We start from the raw sequence: 15,131 nt of genomic DNA, 5'->3' as shown, positions 1-15,131 counted from the left end.
TATTAATAATATTTTTTTCGTTTTGTAGCTAAAATACTTAACAATCCAGCTAGTAGAAGTACGATACCTACTGTTTGAGTAGGATCCTTTTTGTGACCTGTATTTGGAAGTTCTTTACCTGTATTTCGGTCATCTTGCTGTTTGTTTATTTGTGTTTCAGGGTTTTCTTTTTCTTCGGAAGTTCCGTTACCATGTGTTTCAGGATTTCCTTTTTCCGGTTCTTCAAAAGTTTCTTTCCCTGTTTCCTCTTCTTTATTAGGAGGAGTAATTGGTTTATCATCTCCACCTGATGAAGAATCGATTTTTTTATTTGAAACTGTAATTTGTAGTGGTGTAGCTTGAGCTTTTTCAATTGTAAAGTTTATTGGTGATGCATCTAATTGATAGCCTGCAGGAGCTTTTGTTTCCACTAATTGATAATTACCAGGTTTCAAATCATTTACGATTAATTTACCATGCCCGTCTGTTTTTAAACCTTCTCGTACTACTTTTCCGTCTTTATCTAAAATATTGAAAATGGCACCTTCAAGTGTTCCGTTGTGATCCATATCAACTTTAGTTAACTCCATTGAACCTGTTGTTAAACTATTTAAAGCAGTAATAGAAGTAACTTGAGATTGTCCTTTCGTAATTGTGAAAGGAATTGGCTTAGCACTTAAATCGTATCCAGTAGGAGCTTTCGTTTCGATAAAATGATAGTCTCCCGGACGTAAATCAGAAACAGAAATTTTTCCATCTTTATCAGTAGTTAAATCAGAACGCACATCATTGCCGTTCATATCAACGATTTTAAAGATAGCTCCTTCAAGAGTAGAGCCGTCAACATCGTCGACCTTAGTTAATTCAACAGCGCCTTTCGTTAAGCTATTCGTAGCGGTAACAGAAGCTTTAGCTGTTTGACTCTTTTCAACAGTAAAGTTGATAGGATTTTGATTTAAGTCGTAATGGTTAGGAGCCTTCGTTTCAATAAACTGATAGTCTCCCGGACGTAAATCAGAAACAGAAATTTTTCCATCTTTATCAGTAGTTAAATTAGAACGCACATCATTGCCGTTCATATCAACAATTTTAAAGATAGCCCCTTCAAGAGTAGAGCCGTCAACATCGTCGACCTTAGTTAATTCAACAGCGCCTTTCGTTAAGCTATTCATAGCGGTAACAGAAGCTTTAGCTGTTTGACTCTTTTCAACAGTAAAGTTGATAGGATTTTGATTTAAGTCGTAATGGTTAGGAGCCTTCGTTTCAATAAACTGATAGTCTCCCGGACGTAAATCAGAAACAGAAATTTTTCCATCTTTATCAGTAGTTAAATTAGAACGCACATCATTGCCGTTCATATCAACAATTTTAAAGATAGCCCCTTCAAGAGTAGAGCCGTCAACATCGTCGACCTTAGTTAATTCAACAGCGCCTTTCGTTAAGCTATTCGTAGCGGTAACGGAAGCGATTTTTTCTTGTCCTTTATTAACTGTAAACTTAATAGGTGTTTCGTTTAAGTCATAGTGATTAGGAGCTTTTGTTTCGATAAACTCATAGTCTCCCGGTGGTAATTCATCCACAACTAAACGGCCGTTTTTATCAGTAGTTAAATCAGTACGGACGTCGTGTCCATCCTTATTAACAATTTTAAATACCGCACCTTCAAGTGTTGTGTTTTCTTCAATATCATCCACTTTAATTAACTCCACACTACCTTTCGTTAAGCTGTTCGTAGCTGTAACGAAGACATGTTTTGTTTGGCTTCTTTCAATTGTGAACTTAATAGGATCTTCATTTAAGTCATAATGTTTCGGAGCTTTCGTTTCAATAAATTGATAATCTCCAGGTTGTAAGCCTTTAGCGATGATTTTTCCATCTTTATTGGTAACTAAATTCGTACGAATGTCGTTACCGCTCATATCAGTAATTTTAAATACCGCGCCTTCCAGCGTTTCTTTCGCATCTAAAGAGTCAACTTTCGTTAATTCTACGCCACCTTTAGTTAAGCCATTTTTAGCAGTAACAGAAATGTGAGTTGGCTGGCTTTTCTCGATAGTGAAAGGAATCGGTTTTTTATTTAAATCATAATCTTTCGGAGCTTTCGTCTCGACGAATTGATAATCTCCTGGACGTAAATTAGAAGCAGAAACTTTCCCGTCTTTATCAGTAGTTAAATTCGTGCGAACAACTTTCCCTTTCGCATCAATGATGTTAAATACTGCATCAGAAAGTTTTGTATCTGGATTTATATCATCCACTTTAATTAATTCAACAGCACCTTCAATTAAGCTGTTAGTAGCAGTGACTTGTAGCTTCTCTGCTTGGCTTTTCTTAATTGTAAATTTAATCGGTGTAGCATCTAGTTTATAGTGCTTAGGAGCCGTTGTTTCAATAAATTGATAGTCTCCAGGGTGTAAATCAGGAATAGTAACTTTTCCGTGCGCATCTGTCGTAATGCCAGTGCGAACGTTATTACCGTTCATATCAACAATTTTAAATACTGCACCTTCAAGAGCTGTACCGTCGATATCATCCACTTTAGAAAGCTCTACCGCACCTTTAGTTAAACTATTTTTAGCAGTAACAGAAATCGGTTCGGCTTGTCCTTTTTCAATAGTGAAAGGAATCGGTTCTTTATTTAAATCGTAGTGTTTCGGAGCTTTCGTCTCGACGAATTGATAATCACCTGGACGTAAGTTAGAAACGCTAATTTTACCTTGTGAATTTGTAGTAAGGTTTTCGCGAATTACAGTACCCTTCATATCAACAATGTTAAATACTGCGCCTTCAAGTGTAGTACCATCGACGTCGTCTACTTTAGTAAGTTCCACGCCGCCTTTTGTTAAACTATTTGTCATAGTAACAGTAGCAACATCTTTCTGGCTTTTTTCAACTGTAACTACAATTGGTTTTTTATCTAAATCATAATGTTTCGGAGCTGTTGTTTCGACAAATTGATACGTACCAGGACGTAAGTTTTCAACAGTGATTTTTCCTTCACCGTTCGTTTTTAAATCTGTTTTAATTACAGTTCCGTTTTGATCTAGTAAATTAAACACAGCATCGGCAAGTTTTGTTTGATCGTTTAAATCATCTACTTTAATTAATTCGATACTACCTTGTTTTAAACTATTTTTAGCAGTTAAAGAAAGAGTTTTCTTCTGTCCTTTTTCAATAGTGAAATGGATTGGTGTTTCATCTAAAACGTAATGCTTAGGAGCTTCTGTTTCGATGAATTGGTAATCACCAGGACGTAGGTCGTTAACTTCAATTTTCCCTTTACTATTTGTAACAAGGCCTTTATGAATGACAGTACCCTTCATATCAACAATGTTAAATACTGCGCCTTCAAGTGTAGTGCCATCGATGTCATCTACTTTAGAAAGTTCCACTGCACCTTTTGTTAGAGCGTTTTTGGCCGTAATATGAAGCGTTTCAGTTTGGCTTCTCTTAATTGTAAATTCAATCGGTTTCTTATTTAAATCGTAATGTTCAGGAGCGGCTGTTTCAATAAACTTATACGTACCAGGACGTAGATTTTCAACAACAATTTTTCCTTCAGCATTTGTTTTTAAGCCTGCCTCAACTATCTCTCCGTCTGCATCTAATAAATTAAATACAGCATGAGCGAGCTTCGTATCAGTATCAATATCATCAATTTTTGTTAATTCAACGCTACCTTTTTTCAACGTGTTTTTCCCTGTAACAGGAATTTTTTTCGTTTGGTTTCGTTCAATTTTAAATGGAATTGGTGTCTCGTCTAACACATAATGTTCAGGAGCAGCTGTTTCAATAAATTGATAGTCTCCAGGACGTAAGTCAGAAACAGAAATTTCACCATTTTCATCTGTAACAAGATTTGTGCGAACTTCTTTACCATCCATATCAACAATTTTAAATACTGCATTTTTCAGCATTGTACGATCGATGTCATCTATTTTTGTTAAAATGACGCCACCTTTCGTTAAGCTATTAGTAGCGGTAACGTTGATATTTTCTTTTTGACTTTTTCCGATAGTGAACGGAATAGGATCTTTCCTTAAGTCATAGTCTTTCGGAGCTTTTACTTCAATAAATTGATAGTCACCAGGACGTAAATCAGAAGCAGACACTTGACCATGTTCATCAGTAGTTAATCCTTTACGAACAACCTTTTTCGTATCATGAGCATCAACAATGATAAATTCTGCACCTTCAAGAGTAACGCCATCAACGTCATCGACTTTAGTTAAAGTAACGCCACCTGTAAGTAAACTATTTTTCACAGTGACAGGGACTGGAAGATCTTCTTTGCTACCTTTTTTAATCGTGAACTTAATAGGTGTTTGATCTAATTTATAATGTTCAGGAGCAGCTGTTTCAATAAATTGGTAATCTCCTGGTGCTAAATCAGGAATAACTAGTACTCCATAATCATCTGTTTTTAAATCTTTCGCAATTTCTTTGCCAGTTGCGTCTTGTAATGTGAACACTGCGCCGGCAAGAGCGATACTACTCTCCACATCATCTTCTTTAATAAGTTTAACTTTTCCTTTCGTTAAACTATTTTTAAATGTAAGTGGAAGAAGTTTTTGTTGTCCTTTTTCGATTGTAAATTCAATTGGTTCTACATTTACATCGTAATAAGTTGGAGCCTTCGTTTCGATAAGTTTATAGTTACCAGGACGTAAGTCGTCAACAACTAGCATTCCTTTACTATTCGTAACAAGTTCCGTGCGAACAACTTCATTTGTATCTCTATTAACGATTTTAAATACTGCACCTTCAAGTGTTTCTTTTTCATCTGCAGCATTCACTTTTGTTAATTCAATACCGCCTTTTGTTAAGCTATTTTTAGCAGTAACAGTAGCCGACGTCGTTTGACTTTCTGTAATCGTAAATTTAATCGGATTTGTATTTTTATCGTAATACTTCGGTGCTGTTACCTCGATAAATTTATAATCGCCAGGGCGTAAGCCAGTAGCGATAGCTTTACCATCCACACCAGTTTTTACATCTTCGCGAATGACTTTCTTTTCATCATTAGCATCAACAATTTTAAATACAGCACCTGCAAGAGCTGTACCGTCGATATCATCAACTTTCGTTAATTCAACATCTCCTGGTTTTAAAGCATTTTCAGCTTTCACAAGTAGAGTTTCTTTCTGACTTCTATCGATTGTAAATTCAATAGGTTCTGCTCGTAAAACGTAATGTTCAGGAGCAGCTGTTTCAATAAATTTATACGTACCAGGACGTAAATTACTAACTTTAAACTTACCTGTACTATCGGTAGTTAAGTTAGTGTGTGGGGGAACGTCATTATTATTTGCATCGACAAGTTTGAATACTGCACCTTTTAGCGGCTTTTTATCACCAAACTCATCAACTTTTAATAATTCAACATCTCCTGTTTTTAAACTGTTTGTTGCCGTAACGCTAGCTAAAGATTGTTGGCTTTTGTCGATTGTAAACTCGATAGGGTTTGTATTTAACGTATAATCCTTAGGAGCTTCTGTTTCAACAAATTTATACGTACCAGGCTCTAAGTCTTTAACAGTTACTTTACCGTCAGCACCAGTTTTTACATTTTCACGAATGACTTTCTTTTCATCATTAGCATCGACAATTTTAAATACAGCACCTGCAAGAGCTGTACCATCGATATCATCAGTTTTTGTTAAAGTGACGCCACCTTTAATGAGATGATTCGTCGCAGTAACAGTAACTGCTTCCTTTTGACTTTTTACAATTGTAAACTCAATTGGTTTCTTATCTATGTCGTAATCTTTAGGTGCCTTTTCCTCGACAAATTGATAGTTGCCAGGGCGTAAATCCTTTGCTTCGATTTGACCTTGGTCATTTGTCGTTAATTTTTCATATCCGCGAATTACATTGTTATGTCGATCGCGTACACTGAACTCCGCCCCTGCTAAAGTTTTTCCATCTTTATCGACTTTTGTTAAAATGGCCGATCCTGGAATCAAACTGTTTGTTGCAGTTCGGTTTATTACTGTTGTTTGATCTTCCGCGATTTTAACCTCAATCAGTCGATCATCTAATTTATAATGTTCAGGAGCCTTTGTTTCTTTTAAGTAGTAAGTTCCTGGTTTTAAATTATCTACAGTAATTTGTCCTTTATCATTTGTTGTTAATTTTGCGTGTTCTGAAATTATATTTTTATCTTTATCTAATAGTGTGAAAATGGCACCTTGCAATGTTACGTTTTTGTTCAGGTCATCAGACTTTGTTAAAACTACTTTCCCGACAAACTTCTTATTTGCAAGTTTATATGTTGTAGTTTCTTGTGTACCAAGTTCAACAATTTTTCCTTGTTTTAAATCCCAGCTAATTACATAGCCTTCAGGAGCTTTTGTTTCTTTTAATAAATATTTATCGCGTTTTAAGTTATTAAACTTAGCGATACCGTCTTTGTCTGTTATTATTTTACGAATAACGGTTTTCCCTGTACGATCGTATAAAGTAAACTCTGCCCCGGCTAATGGTGCGTTCTTATCATCGCTATCTACCTTTATAATTTCAAGGTTTCCACGACCTGTAGTAGCAGATCCTCCGCCTGAACCAGAAGACATTCGTACTTCAATCGTTTCGGTAGTTTCCGTATTTGTTACTGTTAACTTATTGCCTGTGATTTTTGCTTTATTACTCACTTTTTCTTTATCGTCTGCATTAATAAGTGAGCGATATTCTAAAATATAAGCTCGATCAATTTTCTTCAAGAAAGCAATTTCAAAATGTTGCTTTCCAGTATTATTGTCTGTTGTGATCGTTAACTTATAGTCTGTTCCTTGTTTTAATTCATTTGCTGTATCTTTTGTTAAATTTCCATATGGATCGACAGTTGTAGGATATAAGTGGAATGAATCTTCCACAAGTACTTGGTTGTCTGTTGGGTCGTCTGTTACAACTGCGTCTGCAATGGTCGATTGGCTTTCATTAATTGCAATACTCCAATTAATATAGTTGTCGTCTTGCACAGCTTTTTTAGTAACAAAGCTGCCACCTTTATTTACTTGAGCGTCACCTTTAAGAGTGTTTACAATTTTAGAGCCATCTTTCAACTCTGCCTCGTTTTTGTAGGTACTTTGGATAAGTTCACCATCAAGGCTTGTTTTAAAGATAATATAGTAAGGTGAATTAATTGATTGTTTGAAATGGACCTTTAGGGTATTTTTATTTTTCTCTGTAGGTTCTTCAAGTTCATATTGCTCAGTCGGTACAGCATTACCAGGTCTTGCATTATCTGGGCTTCCATTTAAAATCATATCGCGCACTTCAATGGATCCTGGCACTAACTTTTGTTTATCTTGTATTACGTCTATAACATACGGATCTTTAATCTCAACGTTATTATAGTTAAAGCCTATTATCCAAGTAATTTCCTTCGTTTGGGCGTTATAAGAACCGTATTTATAACCATTTGCCTTTGTAAAGGTATCAGGATCAAAATTCGCTTCAACTTTATTTGATTGTTTGTTGGAATCTGCATCTATCCAAGATAGGTCACCTGTATTTTTAAATGAAGTTTTACCACTTTCTAATTGGGTATAGTCAAAGTCCGTTGTATATTTTATGATTAATGTTTTTGTCATATTAGACTGATATGTACCTATAAGGGTAACTTTGAAACCTTTATCTGTTACATCTAAAACATAGTCAGTCCCATCTTGAAGGATATAATCTCCGTCTTTAATTTCTAGTTTCTTATCTTTTAATTGTAAGCCACCATGATTAAAGGTATCTGTAATGATCGCATTGTTTAATGGATAGTTGTTATTATTTACTGTAATTGTCCAGGTTGTTGTTTTGTCTTTATAGTTTGTTTCAGCTTTATTATTAGATTTAATAATATTTTGCTGCTTGAAGCCAACTTCATTTTCTTTACTTGAACCATTATCAGCTGTAACTGTATTTTTTACTTTTCCATCTTTTATGACGTTACCAGTTGGCTTTGTTTTATAGGAAATTACATAAGCACTATTAATATCCTCATTAAACTGTAAGTCGAATCCGTTCTTCTTGTTACTTACAGTGTAATTATTAACAGTATCTCCTGTTACAAGCCTTCCATTATCATCGTAGGAAGCGTTTTTCACAACGATAGAATTTGCATCTAGTTCATGTGTATCGTCAAAAATATCTTTTAAAAGTGCATCAGTTTTTTTGATATTTTTTTGATCACCGTTGTAAGTAATTGTCCATTCAATCGTTTGCGTCTTTGGATCATATTTACTTGTTTTGTTTAAATGTGTACCACGAGAGACAGTAACAGTAGCACTTGCGTTTTGTTGTTTTTGATTATCACTCGTTATCGTAACGTTATTTCGGAAGTCTTTTACATTTTCATCAGTAATTTTTGTGGCATATTCGATTTGGTATGCTTTACTGATATTCTCCTTAAAAGCAATCTCCAATTTTGAACCATCTGATGAAATAACTTTGTAATCTGCTGGATCAGCTTCTTCACCACGTGTTGCGTTCCCGTTAACATCAACCTCTAAATAATAAACTTTAATAGAATCCTTATTTAAAATTGTACCTTGTGGGATGTTATCTTTAAAAACAGCGTTTTTAAGATTTTCTTTTGTTTTGTTCATTTCTACTGTCCAATTAACTTCATTTGTATTAATTGGTCTATCAGGTAACCCTTTTTTATTTGTAGCTGTTTGTACATTGGGCTTAAAGTCAACGGTAATAGAAACATCTTTATCTTTAATTGGAAAAGGAATTTCTTGTGTTGTTGTACCTTTAATTTCAGCTTTATTAAATTCTGTCTTTAATTGTAAGTTACCAACAACATCTGGATGTTCTTCAACGTAATCGTTGAATGTCATTGTGACTTTTCCATCCTTTGTAACAGTAAAGTTCCCAATAGGGTGATTTTCATTATCATATAAAGGACTGTTAATTGTATTGTAAATCTTAAAATGTTTAGGAAGATCAAAAATATAGTAATCTCCACTTTTTACATTCATTGATTTTAAAAGTTCCCATGTAAACTCAATGTTGGCAGGGGAATCTGTGCTTGGACGGTTATCCTCTGTAAATGGTTTTCCGTCTTTGTCCGTCAACTTTACACCCGTTAAAATGTTTGTTGTTATTTGCTTTGGACCTGAGTTTATATTCTTAGTAGGGTCGCTTGCTAGCTTTTGTTCTGAGTTGTCAGTAGCAATTTTAGCTGCTGGATTTTGTTCCGGATTGTCAGTAGCAATTTTAGCTGCTGAATTTTGTTCCGGATTATCAGTAGCAGGTTTAGTTGCTGGATTTTGTTCCGGATTGTCAGTAGCAGGTTTAGTTGCTGGATTTTGTTCCGGATTATCAGTAGCAGGTTTAGTTGCTGGATTTTGTTCCGGATTATCAGTAGCAGGTTTAGTTGCTGAATCTTGCTCCGTATTACCATTAACAGGTTTAGCTACTGGATCTTGCACTGGTTTATTAGTATCCTGTTCGGTGCTATCTTCTTTAGAATCTTCTGCTTGAACAGGAACTGTTATAGGTTGAACCATTGTTCCTAAAGGAAAAGCGATTTGAACTGATTTTTCTCCAGTTTTTAAAGTTGGGTTAAAAACAGTATCAATTTTAATTTTTCCTTTAGCATCTTTCGAATTTTCTACTTGATCATTAAATATTAGTTTTAATTTATTATCTTTAGCTGTTAAAAAATATTGACCAATATTTTTTTGACCTGTTACTAAATCTCCTTGCAAATCTTTAGATATTTTTAATGCAAGTGGTATTTGAATGACTGCTGTATCGTTTGCATGTACCACTCGTTGATCCTTTATTGACCAAGCATATTCTACTTGAATGGTTGATCCTATCTTTATTAAGTTGTTAGGATTTTTTGCTTCGTCAATAATGTGATCCGTTGCATCTTTCATCTCAACAGTGTCAAATAATGAAGTTTCCTGTAAAGTCTCAGCTTTTGCCTGATTGTACGGGAAACTAATAAACTGTGAAAATAGTACAAATACAATTAAACATATATTGAAAAGTTTTTTCATTTTGCCTCCTTTGAACATTCATTTGTTCACTGAGGAATATATTCCACATGAACAAATGGAATATAAAAAAAGTTAATTGTTATAAAGTCTTTGTTGCTACTATCCCCCCGTTTCTATGTACGTTCTCTGACAGAATAGATGTTTAATCAAAGGCATATATAAAGTAACGTAAAAATCTGGAATATACATAATTCGACAAAAAATGTCGAAAGTATGCTGATAAAAGGAACGATATCAGACCTTTATATACAAGAGTATTTTCTTGTGAATGTGTTATGAACTAGATAGTCATAAAGGTAAGTTTTACGATACATGCTAACCAAAGTAATGTATCCCAAGTTAAAAGTTTGTTTTTTGCTTTAAAATTGTGTGGAAAAAATCTGAATAGGGTTGATTTTGGTTAGGTTGAAGACAATATGCACTTTGAAAATATTCATTTATGTAATATGAAATTGAGGTAATTGTGTCTTAATAATGTCACTTATTACACTTATGAAAATTAACTTTTTGCCTAGAGAGAGTTGTACAATTTGTGGACCGAAGTTAACATGGTACAGTTCCTTTTCGGATTTAGTGGAATATAAGTTATTTATAATATTCGACTAAATCATTACTGCGGTCATTTTTGAAGCTGTTTTACATAATAAAAAAGAAGGTATCCCTTTTGATAATAGTGTTATCTTCTCTAGAAGATGATTATGAATAACCTTCGCTAAAGATTATATACTTAAATGATAAAGAGTTCAACAGCGGTTTAACAAATATTTTCCAAAAATTAAAAATGACCGTTTTAGTAGAAAAATTCTACAAACGGTCATTTTTAATTTTATATTTCTGTTAAGATTATCGGTTCACCGCGTGTTACGACAACTGTATGTTCACATTGTGCAACAAGGCTTTTATCAGGTGTAACGAATGTCCAACCATCATCGCCACGTTCGATAATGTGATCAGCCTTCATAGAAATGAATGGCTCTACAGCGATAACTAAACCATCTTTTAAAAGCGCATTATCCATTGGGTCAAAGTAACTTAAAATATGGTTTGGTGCTTCATGTAAACTAAGACCGATACCGTGACCAGTTAAGTTTTGAATTACATTGTATCCATTTTTATGTGCAAAGTTTGAAACAGCACGACCAATTTGGTTTTGTTTTGAACCAGCTTTCACCTTTTTCATTGCTGCCCAAAATGCATCAACAGCTGCTTGGCAAAGCTTTTCTTTTGCTTCATCTTCTCCAAGTACAAATGAAATACCTGTATCTGCATAATAACCATCAAGTGCAGCAGATACGTCGACATTTACTAAGTCGCCTTCTTTTAATACGCGATCTCCTGGAATACCGTGAGCAACTTCTTCGTTTACACTGATGCAAGTTACACCAGGGAAATCATATTCTTTTTCAGGTGCAGAAATAGCACCGTGCTCATCTAATACTTTTTTACCGATCAAATCAAGCTCTTTCGTTGTCATACCTGGCTTCGCTTCTTTTTTCATTTCTTCACGTGCAAGCGCAACGATGCGGCCGATTTTTCGTAAGCCTTCTAAATCTTGTTCATTACGAATAATCATGAAAACCACTGTCCTTCCTCGAATATATATCTTACCCGATTGTATCATGTTTATTTTCGTCCTGCTACTCGCTTGCAGTATGCGGATTGATTCCTCTCATAAAGAATACATGACAATTGTCATATCGATGTCATGACGCATCATACTGTTTCCTAAGTTTTCCAAGTAATACAATGTAAATATAAGAAACAGCGGGGGTGGAGAGATGGAAAAGATTATTGAAGTAAATGGTGTTTCTAAAACATTTAAGCATAAAAGTGCAGTAAATAACGTTTCATTTCATGTAAATAAAGGAGAAATCGTAGCATTGCTTGGACCGAATGGGGCAGGGAAAACGACGACGATGTCGATGATGCTTGGATTAAAGGATCCGACGGAAGGAACTGTTTCTATATTTGGAAAGAGTCCAAAGCATAGAGATGTTCGTAATAGCCTCGGCGCGATGTTACAAGAAGTAAGTGTCATTGATAGCATTACAGTGGAAGAGGCAATTGAGTTATTCCGTAGCTATTATACGAATCCGGTAGCGAAAGAAACGTTGCTACAGTTATCGAATTTAAAATCAGAGCGAAAGCAAAGATGTGAGAAATTATCAGGCGGTCAAAAGAGAAGGTTAAATTTTGCACTCGCACTTGCAGGAAATCCAGATTTGCTATTTTTAGATGAGCCGACGGTTGGAATGGATATTACGTCTCGAAGAACGTTTTGGGAAACGATTCGAAAGTTAGCAAGTGAAGGGAAAACGATTATTTTAACGACGCATTATTTAGAAGAAGCAGATGCATTAGCAAATCGTATTTTATTATTTGCTAATGGAAAGATTATCGCAGACGGTACGCCAGATGAGATGAAAGCGACGATTTCACGAAAAACAATTACATTTTATTCGAAGGAAAGTATTCCTGCAAAATTATTAAAAGGGTTACCAAGCGTAACAGAAGTACAATCAAACGAAGGCCATTTCACTTTAATAACTGAAGATACGGATGCAACTTTAAAAGCAATTTATGAAAAGAACTTACCTGTAACAAATATTTCAGTTGAACGTGGAAGTCTTGATGAAGCATTTGAACAGTTTGTCGCAAATCAGAAGGGGGAAATCGCATGAAAGCTTTATGGATGCAATGTAAAATAGAAATTTTACGTACGTTCCGCAATAAATTATTTATCTTTTTCTCATTATTAATGCCAGTTATGTTTTACTACATTTTCACTAATGTTATTCAAGTGCCACAAAACGGAGATGCGTGGAAAGCGCATTATTTAATCTCAATGGCGACGTTTAGTATTGTAGGGACAGCACTTTTTAGTTTCGGTGTAAGGATTTCTCAGGAAAAAGGGCAAGGTTGGACACATTTGTTGAAAATTACACCACTTCCAGAGGGAGCGTATATAACAGCAAAGATCATCGCTCAAACAGTAGTGAATGCTTTTTCAATTTTAGTTATCTTTATCGCAGGGATATTAATTAATCATGTTGAGTTAACAGTAGGGCAATGGATTGGTGCTGGATTATGGTTGTTGTTAGGTGTAACACCATTTTTAGCATTAGGAACAGTAATAGGTTCTATTAAGAAGGCGGATGCAGCAGCGGGTTTAGCGAATATTTTAAATATGAGTTTAGCTGTAATTGGCGGTCTATGGATGCCAATCGAAGTATTCCCGAAAATATTAAGATCTATCGGTGAATGGACACCAACATATCACTTCGGAAGTGGTGCATGGGATATTGTAGCTGGAAAATCGATTGGCTGGGAAAATATCGCGGTATTAGGAGGTTATTTCCTTATATTTGTTGTAATATCAATATATATAAGAAAAAGACAGGAAGCGGTATAAATGATAGAGAAGAAGAGGATTGAGATTTTTCCGAAACATATGGGTTTCTTTCCGTATATGTTTCTCGTGTATTTATTATTTCCGATTTACCATTTATCGCAGGCGTCAGGGTGGAAGCTTGTAATTGGAAGCGGTATGTTGATAGTTTTCATTATCACATACCGTCAGCTTTATTTTGTGCAGAGAACGTTTGTTTTTTGGGCATGTATTCAAATGGTACTCATTTTTTTATTTGCTTTATTTTACAACCCCTTCATGATATTCTTTGGTTTTTTCACAGCAAGTGCGATAGGGTTTGCACCAAATAAGAAAGTGTTTCGATTGTTGTTAAGTTTGTTAGCTGTAATGCTTGGAAGTTTTATATTTGTAAATATGAATCAAATAACAACTACGAGTTTAGTAAATATTGTTCCGATGTTTATTTTAATGCTACTTACACCATTTGGAATGCGTAATTTTAATCAAAAAAAGATGTTAAGAAATCAATTAAACGAAGCGAATGAGCAAATTAAAGATTTAGTGAAACGTGAAGAACGGCAACGAATTGCAAGAGATCTTCATGATACGTTGGGGCATACGTTATCACTCATTACTTTAAAGAGTCAGCTCGTGGAGAAATTAATTGTAAAAAATCCGGAGCGTGCAAGTGCGGAAGCAAAGGAAATTACACAAACATCTCGTACTGCTTTAAAGCAGCTAAGAGAATTAATTTCGGATATGCGTATGATTACAGTAGAGGAAGAGCTAGAGCAAATAAGGGCGATCTTACAAGCGGCTAATATCGAATTAGAAGTAAAGCAGGAAGCGAGTTCGAGTTCGTTATCACCTATTGAACAAAATATTTTAGGAATGTGTTTACGTGAGGCTGTGACGAATGTTGTAAAACATAGTAAGGCGAAAAATTGTACAGTTTCTGTAATAGAATCACAAGGTGAGCTGATTTTGAAAGTAGAAGATAACGGAATCGGTTTAGCAGATCAAAACCACGATGGAAATGGCATTCGTGGTATGAAGGAGCGCATCGCTCTTATTGATGGGTTTGTTGAACTGGCCACAATCAATCCAGGGACACTATTAATAGTAAAAGTACCGGTTGTTATTCGAACAGGAAAAGATGAGGTGAGGGCATGATTCGAATTATTATTGCAGAAGATCAGCGGATGCTTCGTGGTGCATTAGGAGCCTTGCTTGATCTAGAAGATGATATCGAAGTAATTGGGCAAGCCGCGAACGGGGAAGAGGCACTAAAACTAATTGAATCGTTACAACCTGATGTAAGCATTATGGATATTGAAATGCCAATTCAAAGCGGATTAGATGTTGCGGAAACATTAAAGAAAGAAAAATCAGCATGTAAAGTAATGATTTTAACAACATTTGCGCGTCCTGGTTATTTTGAACGAGCAATGAAAGCTGGCGTACAAGGATATTTATTAAAGGATAGCCCGAGTGAAGATTTAGCTGCATCGATTCGTAACGTAATGAAAGGAAAGCGAGAAGTCTCTCAAGATTTAATGTTTGGCTTATGGCAGGAACAAAATCCGTTATCAGATCGTGAAAAAGAAGTATTGCTACTCGCGAAAGAAGGAAAGACGGCAAATGAAATTGCGAAGACACTTTATCTTTCACCTGGCACAGTTCGTAATTATATTTCTGAAGTATTAACGAAGCTAGATGCGAAAAATAGAATTGAGGCCATTACAATTGCAGAAGAAAAGGGATGGATATGAAAAGAA

6 protein-coding genes are annotated in these 15,131 nt (G+C 35.1%); 4 read left to right on the top strand and 2 right to left on the bottom strand.

The window, feature by feature from the left end; genetic code table 11:
- Positions 1-2: 2 nt before the first annotated feature.
- Positions 3-9,983 carry a SpaA isopeptide-forming pilin-related protein gene (locus tag ACZ76X_RS21650; RefSeq protein WP_479851650.1) on the bottom strand — a complete coding sequence of 3,327 codons (9,981 nt, stop codon included), beginning with the start codon at positions 9,981-9,983 and terminating at the stop codon, positions 3-5.
- Between the two features lie 826 nt (positions 9,984-10,809).
- Positions 10,810-11,604 carry a type I methionyl aminopeptidase gene (gene map / locus ACZ76X_RS21645; RefSeq protein ID WP_002096176.1) on the bottom strand — a complete coding sequence of 265 codons (795 nt, stop codon included), beginning with the start codon at positions 11,602-11,604 and terminating at the stop codon, positions 10,810-10,812.
- Positions 11,605-11,761: 157 nt separating this feature from the next.
- Between map and ACZ76X_RS21640 the strand changes: the two genes are divergently transcribed.
- The 4 genes from ACZ76X_RS21640 to ACZ76X_RS21625 are packed head-to-tail and all read left to right on the top strand — an operon-like array spanning position 11,762 to position 15,125.
- Complete coding sequence (locus ACZ76X_RS21640; RefSeq protein WP_479851649.1) at positions 11,762-12,664, top strand: ABC transporter ATP-binding protein; 903 nt, start codon at positions 11,762-11,764, stop codon at positions 12,662-12,664.
- On the top strand, positions 12,661-13,395 hold the full coding sequence (locus tag ACZ76X_RS21635) for an ABC transporter permease (protein ID WP_074608073.1): 735 nt from the start codon (positions 12,661-12,663) through the stop codon (positions 13,393-13,395). Before ACZ76X_RS21640 ends, ACZ76X_RS21635 begins: the two co-directional genes overlap by 4 nt.
- Complete coding sequence (locus ACZ76X_RS21630; RefSeq protein ID WP_479851648.1) at positions 13,396-14,526, top strand: sensor histidine kinase; 1,131 nt, start codon at positions 13,396-13,398, stop codon at positions 14,524-14,526.
- Entirely contained in the window at positions 14,523-15,125 is a 603-nt protein-coding gene (locus ACZ76X_RS21625; protein ID WP_098670904.1) for a response regulator transcription factor, read from the top strand. Before ACZ76X_RS21630 ends, ACZ76X_RS21625 begins: the two co-directional genes overlap by 4 nt.
- Positions 15,126-15,131 lie beyond the last annotated feature (6 nt).

It is taken from the genome of Bacillus sp. BC05(2025), assembly GCF_056725905.1.
The sequence above is the reverse complement of the archived record's forward strand: the minus strand, read 5'-3'. Positions and strand labels throughout refer to the sequence as shown.

What these genes read in the sequence shown, in the direction of transcription:
- ACZ76X_RS21650 (WP_479851650.1), bottom strand. Translation starts at nt 9,983, where the DNA reads ATGAAAAAACTTTTCAATATATGTTTAATTGTATTTGTACTATTTTCA.
- map (WP_002096176.1), bottom strand. Translation starts at nt 11,604, where the DNA reads ATGATACAATCGGGTAAGATATATATTCGAGGAAGGACAGTGGTTTTC.
- ACZ76X_RS21640 (WP_479851649.1), top strand. Translation starts at nt 11,762, where the DNA reads ATGGAAAAGATTATTGAAGTAAATGGTGTTTCTAAAACATTTAAGCAT.
- ACZ76X_RS21635 (WP_074608073.1), top strand. Translation starts at nt 12,661, where the DNA reads ATGAAAGCTTTATGGATGCAATGTAAAATAGAAATTTTACGTACGTTC.
- ACZ76X_RS21630 (WP_479851648.1), top strand. Translation starts at nt 13,396, where the DNA reads ATGATAGAGAAGAAGAGGATTGAGATTTTTCCGAAACATATGGGTTTC.
- ACZ76X_RS21625 (WP_098670904.1), top strand. Translation starts at nt 14,523, where the DNA reads ATGATTCGAATTATTATTGCAGAAGATCAGCGGATGCTTCGTGGTGCA.